The organism is Clostridium brassicae, assembly GCF_026738875.1.
Classification (GTDB): domain Bacteria; phylum Bacillota; class Clostridia; order Clostridiales; family Clostridiaceae; genus Clostridium_H; species Clostridium_H brassicae.
Genome location: NZ_JAPQFJ010000012.1, coordinates 1 through 15853 on the forward strand (window position 1 = coordinate 1; position 15853 = coordinate 15853).

At 27.8% G+C, this 15853-nt stretch carries 12 protein-coding genes and 1 pseudogene; all 13 read right to left on the reverse strand.

Annotated features, from left to right (window positions below; genetic code table 11):
* Positions 1-126 (reverse strand): annotated as a pseudogene (locus OW729_RS11800) (electron transfer flavoprotein subunit beta); the annotation flags it as partial.
* Between the two features lie 180 nt (positions 127-306).
* Entirely contained in the window at positions 307-1830 is a 1524-nt protein-coding gene (locus OW729_RS11805) for an L-lactate permease (RefSeq protein WP_268061719.1), read from the reverse strand.
* A 304-nt stretch (positions 1831-2134) separates the two neighbouring features.
* Entirely contained in the window at positions 2135-2875 is a 741-nt protein-coding gene (locus tag OW729_RS11810; protein ID WP_268061720.1) for a prepilin peptidase, read from the reverse strand.
* 130 nt (positions 2876-3005) lie between these two features.
* Positions 3006-5057 (reverse strand): VWA domain-containing protein, encoded by a 2052-nt coding sequence (locus OW729_RS11815; RefSeq protein ID WP_268061721.1) that lies wholly within the window; start codon positions 5055-5057, stop codon positions 3006-3008.
* A gap of 150 nt (positions 5058-5207) precedes the next feature.
* A complete protein-coding gene (locus OW729_RS11820; RefSeq protein ID WP_268061722.1) occupies positions 5208-5741 on the reverse strand; it encodes a prepilin-type N-terminal cleavage/methylation domain-containing protein in 534 nt (177 codons plus the stop codon).
* 29 nt (positions 5742-5770) lie between these two features.
* On the reverse strand, positions 5771-8038 hold the full coding sequence (locus OW729_RS11825; protein WP_268061723.1) for a hypothetical protein: 2268 nt from the start codon (positions 8036-8038) through the stop codon (positions 5771-5773).
* Between the two features lie 11 nt (positions 8039-8049).
* On the reverse strand, positions 8050-8904 hold the full coding sequence (locus OW729_RS11830; protein WP_268061725.1) for a type IV pilus modification PilV family protein: 855 nt from the start codon (positions 8902-8904) through the stop codon (positions 8050-8052).
* A 15-nt stretch (positions 8905-8919) separates the two neighbouring features.
* The gene (locus tag OW729_RS11835) at positions 8920-10191 is read right to left on the reverse strand and encodes a hypothetical protein (RefSeq protein WP_268061726.1); all 1272 of its coding nucleotides are present in this window, start codon (positions 10189-10191) and stop codon (positions 8920-8922) included.
* Positions 10178-10744: a PilN domain-containing protein gene (locus OW729_RS11840; protein ID WP_268061727.1), complete on the reverse strand. Its 567-nt coding sequence runs from the start codon at positions 10742-10744 to the stop codon at positions 10178-10180. The genes OW729_RS11835 and OW729_RS11840 overlap by 14 nt, the downstream gene beginning before the upstream one ends.
* An 11-nt stretch (positions 10745-10755) precedes the next feature.
* Positions 10756-11823 carry a pilus assembly protein PilM gene (gene pilM / locus OW729_RS11845; RefSeq protein ID WP_268061728.1) on the reverse strand — a complete coding sequence of 356 codons (1068 nt, stop codon included), beginning with the start codon at positions 11821-11823 and terminating at the stop codon, positions 10756-10758.
* A 195-nt stretch (positions 11824-12018) separates the two neighbouring features.
* The gene (locus tag OW729_RS11850) at positions 12019-12486 is read right to left on the reverse strand and encodes a type II secretion system protein (protein ID WP_268061729.1); all 468 of its coding nucleotides are present in this window, start codon (positions 12484-12486) and stop codon (positions 12019-12021) included.
* Between the two features lie 256 nt (positions 12487-12742).
* Positions 12743-13948 (reverse strand): type II secretion system F family protein, encoded by a 1206-nt coding sequence (locus OW729_RS11855; protein ID WP_268061730.1) that lies wholly within the window; start codon positions 13946-13948, stop codon positions 12743-12745.
* A gap of 60 nt (positions 13949-14008) precedes the next feature.
* A complete protein-coding gene (locus tag OW729_RS11860; protein ID WP_268061731.1) occupies positions 14009-15694 on the reverse strand; it encodes a GspE/PulE family protein in 1686 nt (561 codons plus the stop codon).
* Between the last annotated feature and the right edge of the window lie 159 nt (positions 15695-15853).

Below are 15853 nucleotides of genomic sequence, written 5' to 3' on the forward strand. Positions count from 1 at the left end.
AAGAGCAAATAAATCATATGGATTCATCTTTGACTCTACACCATCTCTTATTAAAACTCCTGTAACAGGATCTACCTGCACATTTGAACTTCCTGGCACTTGTTTAATACATACTATCATTTCCATAATAATTCATCCTCCTAATTTTACATTTTACTTTTCTAATTTTTACAGTGGTCATACCAGTAATCTATTTTTTGAGAAGGACTTTCGTCCTTCTTAAAGTCATTGTAACATTTTAGCAAATCTTAATTCTACTAATTATTACGTTAATTCACAAATTTTTAATTTTTTCTAGTGTTCTCTTTACATTTTAATAATTAAACTTCCTATATAAACTACAACTCCTAAGAGAACAACATATCCTATACAGAATTTTATTGTTTTATTTAGTATCTTTCCTTCTGCTCCTGCAAGTCCTGTAGCAGCTGTAGCTACTGCAATACTTTGAGGTGATATCATTTTTCCAGCTGTAGCTCCTGTTGCACTTCCTGCAGCAAGCCATGTAGCATTTACTCCTATTGAATTAGCTACATCCACTTGTAACTTTCCGAAAAGTACATTAGATGATGTATCACTTCCAGTTACAAATGTTCCAAGTGCTCCTATTATTGGCGCTATGAATGGGTAGAAAGAACCTGTAACAATTGCTAATACTGTAGCTATAGAATTTATCATTCCACTGTACCCCATAACTTTTGCTAAAGCCACTATTGATATAACTGTTATTGCTGATTTAGTCATTTGCTTTATAGTCTTGAAAAGAATATTTACAATTTCACCAAATTTAGCCCCTTGAACCATTCCCCCTATAAATGCTGCAATAATTATAAGCGTACCCGGTGTTGCTATCCATTTAAACACATAAGGTTCTGCACCTTCACCAGTATATATTTTAAAACTTGTTTTTATTGTTGAAAGTGCATGATTTATACTAGGGAACAATTTACTACTAAAAATCATAAATATAAATATTAATATATATGGTAGCCATGCTTTAAAAGCTTGGCTTGAACTAACTATACCTTCTGATTTTCCCGCTGTATCTTTATAAAAAATCTTAGTTACTATTATTGTTGCAGCCATACTACAGACACTACCAATTAAAGATGGAAGTTCTGCTCCCATGTATTTTGCTGATAGCAATTCTGGTACAGCGAAAGCAACACCTGATATTAAAGTTACTCCAAATACCCCTTTTATTCCTTTTACACTTCTAGTTGTTAAAACTACTAATATAAATGTTATAAGTATTATAAAAGGGAACAACTGTACTCCTGCATAATAGCTCAATACGTTTACATCTAATCCAGTAAGCTTTGCCATAGTAGATATTGGTATTCCTATAGCTCCAAAGGCTGTTGGAACTGTATTTGCAATCAAACAAATAATTGCTGCAAATAATGGTTCAAATCCCATAGCTGCTAATATACTTGCTGGTATTGCCACTGCTGTACCATACCCGGCAACCGCCTCTAAGAATCCTCCAAAACCCCAAGCTATTATTAATACCAAAATTCTTTTATCTGTAGTTATATTTGATAACATCTTTTTTATTATGTCCATGCTCTTGGTGTGTAGTGATAAATTATAAGTAAAAACTGCTGCAATGATTACTATCATTATTGGCCACAGTGCTAAAGCAACTCCCTCTAATGCTGCTGACACTGCATGAAGTACTGGCATTTTCCATACCATAATTGCTAATATTATTGTCAATACCAAAGTTGCTGAACAAGTCTTATGTGCTGGCATTTTTAAAACCCCAAGAGATACTATAAGCCACACGATAGGAATAAGTGCAATAAAGAAAAGTGCATACATGTTCATCATCTTCCCTCCCCAAACTCTTCGAAAATATTTCAAGATTGGTATTATGGCCTGGTGGTACGACCAATTTCTTTTCTTGCATACATATTATCATAATTTTAAGACTATTTCTACAATTGTTTATTAATTAACAAAATTACCTTAACTATGTAATATACTACTTTCCTTTGTTGTAACCGTTTACTAAGGTATTATACCATAAAATTTTTTTCTATATTTTTAAATTGCTCTTTTATTTTAAACAATTCTGTTAAAAACTTAACCAAACTTTTTTCCACATCACCTAAACCCTAACATCTAGTTCCTATATCAAGTACCACATAATTATTTTCTGGCCATAAATCATTGATATAAATGCCCCTATAGCTATATATGGACCAAATGGAATATAATCTTTTCTGCTTTTTTTCTTAGTAATTATAAGTAAAATACCAATTATAGCTCCTAATACTACAGCTAAAAATATCATCAAAATTGTCTTTTGCCATCCTAAATACAAACCACATAGTAGGCATATTTCAGCGTCTCCCCACCCCATACCTTTAGTTATAAGTATAATTAGAGCTATAAATCCTCCTCCAATTAATCCACCTATAATATATGTACTTACATAATATCCTCTAATATAATTTATTAAAATAAAAATTATTCCTACTATTATTCCACTTATTGTTGTTTTAAAATATATGTCTGTAGTATCCATGTCTATTATAGCTACTACTATTAAAAAACATGAAAATAGTAAAAACTTCACAAATTCTAATGTAAATCCATAAAAACTATATAATATTACAAAAATAAATCCCGTAAAAATCTCCATTATTGGATATCTAATGCTTATTTTCTCCCCACAATAACCGCACTTTCCTTTTAAAAATATATAACTTATTACAGGAATCAAATGATAAAATTTTAATCTATTGCCACAGCTTGTACAATGAGATGGTGGATATGCTATAGATTCTTCTCTCGGTATTCTATATATACATACATTTAAAAAACTTCCTATAACAATCCCTAGTATAAATATAAAAATATAGTCCATTATAACTACTCCCTTTATTATATTAAAAGTTAGGAGAACTTTGATATATTTTCAAAATTCTCCTTATGATTTAATTTACTACTTTTTTTATAACATAAAATCCTATTTATTGTGAATCGGAATTAAAAATTCAATCTAATTTCGGCATTGCCTTCACATTTATTCTTAATATTTCTACAACTTTATTATCTATTTTCATAGAATTATTTATAATTGTATCTTTATTTTTAGGAAGAATTGTATATGTTATTATAAAATTTTCTTCCTTATCATCAATAAAATTTTGTATATTATCATTTATTTCTTCTAAGGTACAATTCAAACTAAATGTATTTTTCTTATCTATTATGCCATCCTTTAATACTTTATATATTATCAATCTAGTGGTCTGTTTTTTGTATTCTGAACTTATATCAATAGCCATCTTTGATCTACTTCTATTGGCATTAATCAATACCCCTATAGTTTGTCTCATGTTCTCTACAGCATCAATATCATTATAGGTAATATTATCTGATCCTATAATTTTTTTTCCTTCCTTTATACACTTTGAAACATCATTATTAGGAATAAACACACCTATTTTTGTTATAATAGGAGCTAAGCTATCTATTGTAAATTTATTTGAGTCAATTTTAACTGTTTGAATCTTATCATTAACTTTATATTTAACAGTTCCTTCTTTTAACTCATATTGCTTAGGTTTAACTCCAAATAAACTTATAGAAAAATCAATTGGTGAGGCTATATACTCTCCTTTTTCATTTTTAGTATAGCTTACTTTTAAAACTCCACTTAGTTTTCTAGAATTTTTATCGTAGTTTATCCACTGAGGAAGGTCATCTAATACAACTTCCACACCTTCTGGAATAGACTCCTCAAAATATACTTCTCCAGTAATATCTGATTGTACTATATTTCCAATATGCTTATAAATTTCTTCTACTGTATTCATATTTTTAGCATAATACCTAGAAGCACCTGTATTTCTTGCTATCTCCGTAAGATTATAAGGATTCACTTCTTGACTTAGCCCAACAATAAAACTTTGAATATTCTTATCTTTATTAATAACTCTCCCTATCAAATTTGCATAACCAAGACTTAATCCACTTCTATCATTTTCTCCATAGTTTATTACATAAGTCACCTCACCATTATTATCCTCTTCATACCTACATCTAAGTATATTTCTAAACCCTATTTTACGCCAATTAATTATAGGTTCGTTTTGTTTTCCATATAATACATAGCCATTATTCCCTTCAGTAAAACTCACCGATTCTTTTTGTGCTGTAAAAGCAGTAGGATTTCCATCTGTCATTAAAATTATATATTTATCTTTATCTGCTTTACTCAATGAATAATAAGCTTTTCTAAGTCCATCTCCTATATTGGTTCCTCCTTCTGAAAGAATCAAATCATATATAGTTTTTACTGGTCTATATCCATACCAATGCCCTTCAGAATAATTAAAATACTCTCTTAAATTTTTATCTCTTATGTAAAACTGTTTTTTATCTTTATTTCTATAGTATTCACTTTCTCCACATAATTGTACATCATATATCTTACCTGTAGACATATTTTTATAAGCATGCCTATACCTATCCCATAAAAAAAATTCATTTTCATAATAATAACTACTGTATATTTCATTTCTATCAATATTTAATAAATTACAAGCTTCTTTTATATTTTTCTCATTAATAGTTAAATATTTGTTCAATTCCTTAACATCACACTGGAAATTTACATAACTACTATATCCTATAAGTTTTATCTTTACCTTACCACTTTCTATATCTTCTTTATTAAATTTTGAGATAAATTGTTTTAGCGTACTTTTCATTTTATCTAATCTGGTTTCATTAGAATTTTGAGAAATTTTATTATTCATACTACCAGAAGTATCTAAGACTAAAACTATTTCTTTATCTTTGTTTTCATGATTTTCATCAATAATAGGCTTAGGACTTATTTTATAATTCACATTGAATTTTTCTCCTGAATCAAATCTATCTCCACTCAAATTTCTTTTAACTTCTATCAAATTTTCTTGTGATTTATATAAATTTTTAATTGTTACCTTATTATTTAATGCAAATACTTTAGTTGTTCCAATTTCAGCTATAATAAAAATAGCCATAATAAAAAACACTAATAGTCTTTTTTTCCTCATAACAATCCCCTCAGATTTCAAACCTTTCTTTGTAATTTTACATAAATTAAAGCTATTACAGTAAAACTTTAGACCTTTTACTCTTTATCCCATGTCTAACCATCCTAATACTTTCAGATGTATCAAAAACCATATCCAAAGTCAAAAATCTTATTTATTTCTAAAATAAACCTTGCTCTCCACAACAGATTTTACATCTTTGTAACTAAGATTTATTACTAAATAAATCCCCTCTGCTTCTTTTAAATTTTTAGTTTCCTCTACATTTATAGAAGATATATTCTCTCCTATGACCTTTCCCATTTTAGTAGCATCTAAATCTTTTTCCCCTCTTACATACCAAAGTTTATTATCTATAAGTTGAAAAACATCATAATCTTCCTCTTCAGAAGATGCACTGCTATTTTTTAATACAATTCTATCAATACTAGTACATTTTTTTTGTAAATTCAATTCTTCATTGTTTCTTTTTATAGATTGAATTCCTGATGACATCATACTTATTTTCACAAATTTCTCAAGAGCTTTTTCTCCTTGAGATTGTAACTCTATTTCTTTATCAACTTTATGTAAGTTACTATAGCTCGTTAAAAAAAAGTTAGAAATAGGTATTAAAATAATACCTATTAAAGCTATTACTATAATTAATTCTATTAGTGTAATTCCTTTTTTTGTGTCCTTCATTTTTTGAACACCTTTTCTAATTTTATTTTTTATTTTAATATTTTCCATGACTTCCTTTTTATTAATTTTTCCCTTACAACATCTGTTTTTGTATTTTCATCTAAGTTTACAGTAATATCTGTTTCTACTTCAAAAAACTTATCTCTTATATTATCATTAAACACTTTCTGAAAATCTGAGTAATTATATGCTATTAATCTTTTCACATAATCCTCATCATAATTTATTTCTTTAAAACTGTTTCCTAGAAATTTTATATCTCCTCCACAAATTATGCTGCCTTTAAACTTTAAATTTCCACAAAAACAAACATCTCCATTAGTTAAAATAATTCCTCCAAATTCTCCATTACCTTTGTTTTTATTAATTTTTATTAATTCTTTGTCCCCACCTATAGGAATATCCTTATCTCCTTCACAATAAAAAACATAAGATTTATTAGGATTATTATTTAATAATATAAAATTAGAATTACAATCCACACTACCATCTGCATTTCTTCCTTTAATTGTATTAGTCATTTTATTAAAATCTACTTTGTCACTTACCATCTTTACAACTCTAGTAGTGTTATTAACATATTCTTTCTCTATAGGTAAATCTCCCATATAAAATATATTTCTTTTTAAATCATTAGCTTTATCTAAAAGCTCACTATATTTTCCTAAGCTATAATTACTACCTTCTACTTTGTTTCCTAAACTATTTGATAGCACATCACCTATATTAAAATTTATTTTATTTATTTTTACCCCTTCACCTCCAAGACTTAATTTATAGTCTTCATCATTATTATATGCCTCGTCTTCAAAGTAAGCTTTGAAATAGTCACTTTTATCAAAAACATTCATATCTACCCCATCAGCAAACTTAGTAACTAGGGTAAGCGGGGCCTTATATTCAAACTCTACATTATCTTCTATTAAACTTTTCCCACCCTTATGAGTTACAGGTTTACCACTTATAAGTGGCATAGTATACGCTTTATAATTTCCTTTAATAGAAACCGATTCTCCTGTTTGATATTCTTCATTATAAAGCTTTATATATGAAGAACCAGCAATTAAAACCTCATCCTTTTTCCCTTTAGATTGTATGTTTATTGCCGAGCCCTTTCCTATATCTTCAGAATTAATTACTATAGAACTAGATTGATTACTTTCCTTTGAATCTTTTCCATCACTAACACCGTAAAAACCACCTTCTATATTTATATGAGATTTTTCTCCATTTAGTTCTAAGTCATCCATAGTATAAAGGCTTCCTGTAAAATTACTTTCTTTATTCACATTCATTTGACATTGTTCTGATTGTGAATCTATAATTGCATTTTTAACATAAGCATCTCCATTAATATTAAATTTATTGTTTTCTCCGCTCAAAAGTATATTCTGAGCTGAAGATACGTTACCTAAAATAGATACTTTTGAATTATTTCCTTTTACTATAATTCCACTTTCAGTATTTTTTTTATCAATAACTTGTCCATCTTCTCCTACATTTTTTCCTTTTACGAATACATCACCTTTTACTTTAACATCAGTAGAATCCGCTATCATGTCACCATCCACAGCTAACCCTTTTAGGAAAATTAGGTTTTCTGGAAGTTTCATAACTTTATTTTCTATGTAATAAACAGATTTGTAATCTGGAACACTTATCTGATACTGACATGCTACCTTTCTTTCTAATTTTTTATGTAAAAATGTAGATGTAATTCCAACCTTCAATTTATTATCCTGTGAAAATTTCCACCCTATATCATCATTATCCTCTGTAGAAAAACTTATTTTTGGTTTTGTTCCTTCACTATTAAATTTTTCTTTATCACCATTTTCATCAAATTCATAGTTGTCATTATTGGTAAGTTCTTTACAAATATTATCTTCTATATACTTTTTATAAGAAGTTCCAAAAATATTGTTTTCAAACCTCTTTATTTCTTCTTCATTTATAGAACCATCCCTATTAAAATAAGGGCTCTCATAGTTCTTATCAGAGATACGTTTTAGTCTCTCCTTTTCTATAATTTTTTGAAGCTTTTCTTGAGCTTTTTTCACTTCTTCATTACCAGTATTTATAGCTTCATCTACCACTTTTCCCATAATTCCATAAGCTTTATCTACCCCCGCTTCTGAAGCATAAAGATTAGTATTTAGATTTCCATTCATTGTTCTCATCTTATAGCTAGACATTGTTAAAGAAAGAATTGCACATCCTAAAATACTTAATATGCTTAAAACTCCTAGTACCATAACAAGTGAAAAACCTTTTTTAACTTTAAATTTATTTTTCATATTATCCTTCCTTATTTCAAAAACGTTTTATAACCTTTATATACAATTAAAGATTCACCTGTTTTTTTGTTTTGTACTTCTACGGTAATTTTATAAATTCTATTATTTGTAGCGTTTTCACTACTTGAATCATCTTCAACTTTTAAAATCTCCTTATACTGCCTTGTTACTCCACTATGACTTATAACTTTAACTTCTGGATCTTTTTCTATAGTACTAAACTTAACAAAGTACAATTCTAATATGCTTCCAGTTTCATTACTCGTATCAATTATAACTTTTTCTTTAAGCTCTCTATAAATATTAAACCTTATCTTTATTTTGTTTTCTTTTTCATCAATATTTTTACTTACTGTTACACTTTGTTTTTCTTCATCTCCATCTTTTAATGTAAAATCTATATTATACTTTTCTACGTTACTATTTTGGATATTAATACCTATATATGGTTTGGTAATATTCTGTGGTGAAAATATTATCCTATTATCTAATCTATTAAGTGAATTGATAATTAGACTGTTCTTCGGAAATGTAAATTCATAATCACAAATTATACTGTCACTTCCATTTGATCCATTAATTAATGATTGTTTAAATTCGTACCCTTTTACAGGTTTTACAGAACAATTAACCCAAAACCTTCCTTCATCATACTTAGCTTCTTCATCTTTTATTACTGTTACATCTCCGCCTTTTATTTGCTCTATATACTTTTGTGCCAAATTAGTAGCTTTTTGTTTATCTTCTGAAGCTTTTGCAGTTTTAACTGAAGTAAAAACTAAATTTGATATGGGAGCAATTATTATTCCTAATATAGCAAGAGTTATAACAATTTCAAGAAGAGTAAAACCTTTTTTCTTTTTCATTTTCTCCTCCATTTACTACTTCCTGTTTACTGTAACTTTTCCACTTTCCTTAAAAACACTTATTCTATTTTTTTTATTATCATCATACTTTATGTCTACTACAACCTCTTTATCTGTTTCATTGTATATTTTTAAATTAGCTCCTGTATTATCTTCAGTAGAGTTTCTATTACATGAAAGAACAGATATATTTATTGTATCTCCTATTGTGACAAATTCTTCCCCTGTTCCATTAAAATTTCCTGGGTAATATTCTCTGCTATTTTTATATTTATAATAATATTTTTCATCTTTTTTAGTAAAATAAATCTCTATATTTTCAATACCTGGTGAATCTGAAATTATATAAGATTTTTTAGAACCGTCCCCCATTTTCCCCATAATTGTTGTAGGTAAATCAGAACTTATAGGTACTACATTAACTCCAAAATCGTACTCTTTTTTAGATAAACTTTGTTTTGACGTTTTCTCATTGCTATCTGTATTATTTTTTGTTTTTAAAATACCATTATCAAAGAAAGGATTTGTTTTTCCATATTGATTTTTAAAATCCCAATTTAAATATTCACCGTCACCTTCTACAGAAAATTTAGGTACAGAATAGAATTGAAGAGTTAAATTTCCAGCAAGCTTATCTCCATCAGCAGCAATACCTACGTTTTTTATTATTATTCTTTTATCGTATTCTGTTATATTGTCAATAAAATCCATGACATTTGTAAATGTGCCTTTGTAATTAATATTAATAACCATTTTTTCAGCTTGTATATCTATCTTTTTAGTTTTATCATTTTTGTCTTTTTCATTGACTTTACTATCTTTTTTATTATTTAAAGGGGTATCTTTACTTTCTTTATTTGTATCTATCTTAGAATATTCATCTACAATATCTTTTAATATAAATTTAGTACTATTATTCTTCTTAGATTCTTGTTTCAATTTTACAACTTCTGGTTTAGCCATTGTAATAGAATTACACTCTATACCAGCTTTTTCTATCATATCATTCAATATAACTATAATTTTTTCTTCTTTTATTGAAGGAAATAACTCTACAACACTTCCATATATCTTAGCATTTATAATTGCTATATCTTTATTAATTTTCTTTTCATTCACTGCATTACTTTTTAATTTTTCTATTTCCTCATAATTCTTATTTACACTTTTCTTTAATTCACTTATTTTATGGTATCTAGGACTTAATAAAAATTTATAAATTCCAAGAAGCAGTATAACAACAAGAAAAATTATGATTAAAATCTTTTCTCTATTACTTAGTTTCATTATTGTTCTCCTCCTTAAAGGAACATATTATGTTAAAAGTATAACCCGCTCCTTCTTCTTTAGCTATTATGTTAGCTATATGTACTTCTTTAAACATGTCAGTCTTTTTAAGATTAAACTCAAATTCACCAATAGAATCTCTATCCTGAGATGACCCTTGTATATTAACAGTATCGCTTATATTCATAACTTGAAAAGTAACTTTCTGTGGAACTTCATTAGATATATTTTTTATAAAATTAGTATCTATTTTATCCTCTTTTTGGACAGACTTGTCCACTTTTTCAACTACATTATAATAATTATTCAATAAATTCAGTCTTTTCTGTTTAATACTTAATTTTTGTGAAGCTTCTTTAAGTTCCTTAGAAGCTAACACATCTTTTTGTCTTGCAAGGTTATTATCTAAAGAATTTATCTTAAAGACAGTGTATAAATAAGCTGCTGATATTAATAATACAATAAATGATATAGAAATAATCACATAAGTAAATTTAAGGTTTAACTTCTTTTTTTCTTCAAAAAAAGGCTCAAAAAAATTAAAATCATTCATATTCTCACCTACTATAATCTAATAATAGTTCCAATAGCATTTAAAATCATTTTTATATCTATATCATCATTATCCATGGCAATACTGTTTATTTGATTTATGACTTCTACAGGTATATGTAAAATATTCTCTAAAAATCTATCTATTCCTTTTATATTGCTACTCCCTCCATAAATATATATTTTACTTATAGTCTTATCTTTATTTTTATTTTTAAAATAATCTAGCATCCTTTCTATATCTCTTACCCATCTTTCTACTACTATCTTGGCACAGTATCTTATCATTTCAGCCTCTGGATAATTTAAGTTACTCTCCTCATTTAAATCACATAATTGTATTTTTTTTTCTTCGGCATCATTTTCTTCTATAAAAAGTTGACTTGCTATATTAGCATCAAGATAGCCTCCCCCTCCCTGGAGAATTTTTGTAAAGAGAAGTTTGCCTCCTGAAATTATGCTTAATTCAATAAAATCATGTCCTAAATCTATAACTGCAGCAGTTTCTTCTAATCTATAATTCTTCTTATTTATTACTGTATCTGGACTATATGTTAAAAGCTTTGCAATACAGTTAAAACTAACATCTAAGGCCATAGGATCTAATTTTAATTCCTTCATAAGATTCCAATACCCTTTTGCAGTATTCTTCGGGTATACTGTAACGCTAATACTACACATTTTTTCATCTAATGCTTCAAAATCTTCTATTTTTTTATATTTAACAATATATTCATCTAAATTTATAGGAAGATATTGTTCTATTTCATATTTTGCTAATTCTTCTAACTCTTTATCCTTTGCTAGGGGAAGCGTAATAATTCTATTAATAACAGCTGTACTCTTAGAAACACAAAATGCCTTTTTAGCTTTAATATCATCTTTTCTCAAAGTAGAATCAATAACCTCTTTTATAGTATCAATATCACTTATTTTTCCATCTTTAAAAGAATTTTCAGGAGTATCAATAAGCACAGCTTTATCAACTATAATCTTCTTACTCTTCCCCATTAATCTTGCTTCAATTATTTTTATATTTTTAGTACCAATATCAAAAGACACAAACTTATTATCAAACATATTGTGCACCTCGTTTTTCTATAAGTAAATCTTACACAGTAGTAATATAAAAATCACTACTGTGCTTATATAGGATACTTTATTTTATACTGCCCTTATTTCCATCTTGTACTTTCATATAAATTTAAAGCAGCCATACTTATTTATATACAAATAGTAAATAAAAAACTCATGTTAAATTTTATTATTAGAAATTTAGGGGTTGGTCTCCTGTTTGGGATATACTTGCTTATACTCTAAGCTCCCTTTTTTTTCATTTACAGATACAATTATTTTACCATTTTCATCTATTTTTATATAAAAATCTCCATCACTTGTATTAGCTTTAGGCACTGAATCCAGTTGTTCTGTTATTTCAGTAGCCTCAGCTACTTTTGGTCCTGGTCCGTTTTTTTCTTCTGGGGTATACTGTATGTTTTCTCCCTTAGTTCCAACATACTTTTTGTCTTTAAATTCAATTGTATCTTTTGTAATTGCCATTGCAGCGGCATCTGCTATTATCTTACCATTTGTTTGATCCGCAGAATCTTTAGCATCATCCTTATGTCCCTTAAAATTAGGGACTACAATAAATGCCAATATCCCCAAAATAGCTATTACAATAATAAGCTCAATAAGAGTAAACCCTTTTTTCTTTTTAGAAATTCTTCTTGATTCTCTCATAAAATTGATCCTCCCTTTTGATAAATAATATTTAAACAAAAGTTAAAACTTTATTTTAACATTTTATTTTAAATCAATTTTTAAAATTTTCTAACATTTAATTTTATTAAATGGCTCACTTGTTTAATTACATGTTAATTATTCCACTTTTCCTCAACTACTTGTACTTTATATATTAATATGTCAACAAACCCATTTACTTAAATAAATTGTATAATAATGAAATTTGCATGTAACTGTTATGTAAATTCCTTAACTATATAGCATTATACATATCAAACATAGGCATAACCATTGCTATTACTATGAAACCTATTATTAATCCCATGATTAAAATTAAAATTGGCTCTATTATGGCTGTCATTTTGGTTAGAGCTTGCTCAACTTCTTCTTCATAAAAATCAGCTGTTTTATCTAAAACCTCATCTAAAGCACCAGATTCTTCTCCTATTTTTATCATAGCATTTACCATTGGTGGCAAACTTTCTATATTTCCTATAGCCTCTCCTAAAGTTATGCCTTTAACCACCTTTTCCCTAGAATTCATAAGCTGTTTCTCAACTAAAGAATTCCCTAATATTTTAGAGACTATTTCAATAGCACTTATCATTGTAATACCACTACTTAAAACAGTAGCAAGTCCTCTTGTAAACCTAGCTGAAATAATTTTAATAAATGTATTTCCTATAAGAGGCATTTTTAACTTTATACTATCAAACTTAATCTTTCCATTCTCTCTTTTTAATAAAGATCTAATGATTAAAATAATAATTATTATAAATAATAATATTAGATACCAATATAATTTTATTCCATTACTCATAGCTATTATTACTTTTGTAGGGCCAGGAAGTTCTACATTGTTTCCCTCAAACATACTTATAAAGGTTGGCATTACATAGGTTAATAAAAAAGTAACTACAGTTATGCTAGCAATTATTAATATTATTGGATAAACTAATGCTATTTTTAGCTTATTATTTATCTTATTTTCTCTTTCATAGTGCTTGGACATTCTTTCTATAATAACATCTAGTCTTCCTGTTTCCTCTCCCGCCTCTATCATATTAATAAGAAGAGGTGGATATACATCTTCAAACTTCTTTAATGACTGGGATAATGAAACCCCTTTTTGAATCTCTTCATATACAACTTGAAGACTTTTTCTCATTTTACTGTTTTCTGTTTGTTTCTTTAGTACATTTATAGAATTTAATATATCCATTCCTGCTTGTAAAAGTGTACAAAGCTGCCTACAAAATATAGCTAGATCTTTTGCTTTTACTTTTTTTAATTTAAGAGAAAATTCGATTTCTTTTTTAGAACTTTTTTCTTGAACTAAAATAGGATAATAATTGTTTTCTCTTATCATTGCCAAAACTTCACTTTTATTATTAGCTATAAACTCTCCATGTATTTTTTCCCCTTTTTTATTCATTGCTTCATATTTAAATAAAGGCATTTTATCACCTCTTTGTAGTTAACAAAATATTAGCTAATTAAACAATCCATCAAATAAGAATTACTCTTTCAAAAACGCTACTTTTGCCAATTCCTCCATAGTTGTTTCCCCTGCAAGTACTAGCCTTACACAAGCATCTTTTAAATTTTTAATACCTAACTCCTGGTTAATTTCTCTAATTTCATCTCCACTTTTTTTGTTTTGAATTAATTCTCTATGTTTTCTTGTAATCTCCATTATTTCATATACTCCAATTCTCCCTAAATATCCTGTATTATTGCAATAAACACATCCTTTACCTTTATATAATTTTATGTTTTCTTCATCTTTTACCCCTAAAGCAATTCTTTCATAATTTAAAGGAATATATTCTTCTTTACATTTAGGGCATATTTTTTTAACTAATCTTTGAGCAATAATACCAGATAATGACGTAGCTATAAGATAAGGTTCTATTCCCATATCTTCTAACCTCATAACCGCAGAAGCAGCATCATTTGTATGTATAGTACTTAAAACTAAATGTCCTGTTATAGCTGCACTTACAGCTATTTCTGCCGTTTCATTATCTCTTATCTCTCCTACCATTATTATGTCAGGATCTTGCCTTAATATAGCCCTTAGTCCTGAAGCAAAAGTAAGTCCTGCTTTAGGATTTATATTTATCTGATTAACTCCTTCCATCATATACTCAACAGGATCTTCTATAGTAATTATGTTTGTACTTGTATTGTTAAGCTCTTTTAAAAGAGTATATAATGTAGTAGATTTACCACTTCCTGTTGGCCCTGTAACAAGAACAATTCCGTAAGGACTTTTTATTATTTTTGAAGATTTTTCAATATCTTCCTTAGTCATTCCTAGTTGTTCCTTGCTAAGCAAGAAATTATCTCTATGAAGAAGTCTTATAACTACTTTTTCCCCATGTATTGTAGGCATAATAGATACTCTCATATCCACCACTTTATTATCCACATTAGTTATAATTCTTCCATCCTGAGGAAGCCTTTTTTCGGATATATCTAAATTAGAAAGTATTTTTATTCTTGTTACAAGCGAACTTAAATTCTCTTTAGATATTCTTAAAACTTCCCTGAGCATTCCATCTATTCTATATCTTATCTTTACATACCTCTCAAAAGGCTCTATATGTATATCACTTGCTTTTGCTTTTACAGCATTATTTATAATAGAATCTATTAGCTTTACTACTGGAGCATTTTTAATATCATATAAATCCTCAATTTCTTTTTCCTTAATTTGAGGAATTTGAGATTTTGAAAGTTCTTCTGCTGCCTTTTCAACATATTCTGAAGAATAGTACTTATCTATAGCTTGTTCGATATTTTTTTTAGCAGACATTACAGGTATTACTTCTTTTCCTGTTGCTATGCTAACATCATCTACTGCAAATACATTTAAAGGATCTGCCATAGCAACTTTGATTTTATTATCCTCATATTCAACAGCTATAAGTATATATTTTAAAGCTAGACTTTCAGGTATAGATCTTACTGCATTCTTATCTAATTCCATCATATCAAGATATACTCTTTCTATTCCCAACTGCATTTCAAGCACATCTAGTATATCATCCTCAGTTAATATTTTATCTTGAACTATTAGTTCTCCCAATTTTATACCTGTACTTCTCTGTTTCGCCAATTCGTTTTTTAGCTGTTCTTTTGTGATTTTACCTGCTTGTACCAGCAGATCCCCTAATCTTTTTTTATTATTATTTATCATTATGTTTTCTCCTTAAAAGCTTAGTATTAGAAAACACCTACTCCAATATATTTCATTATTTGAATTTTTTTCTATTGAAATGTAAAAAAAAACCGACCACTTCTCGGAAATGGTGGGTTGGACTACTAGGTTCTATATGCAAACGTCCAAATAAAGCAT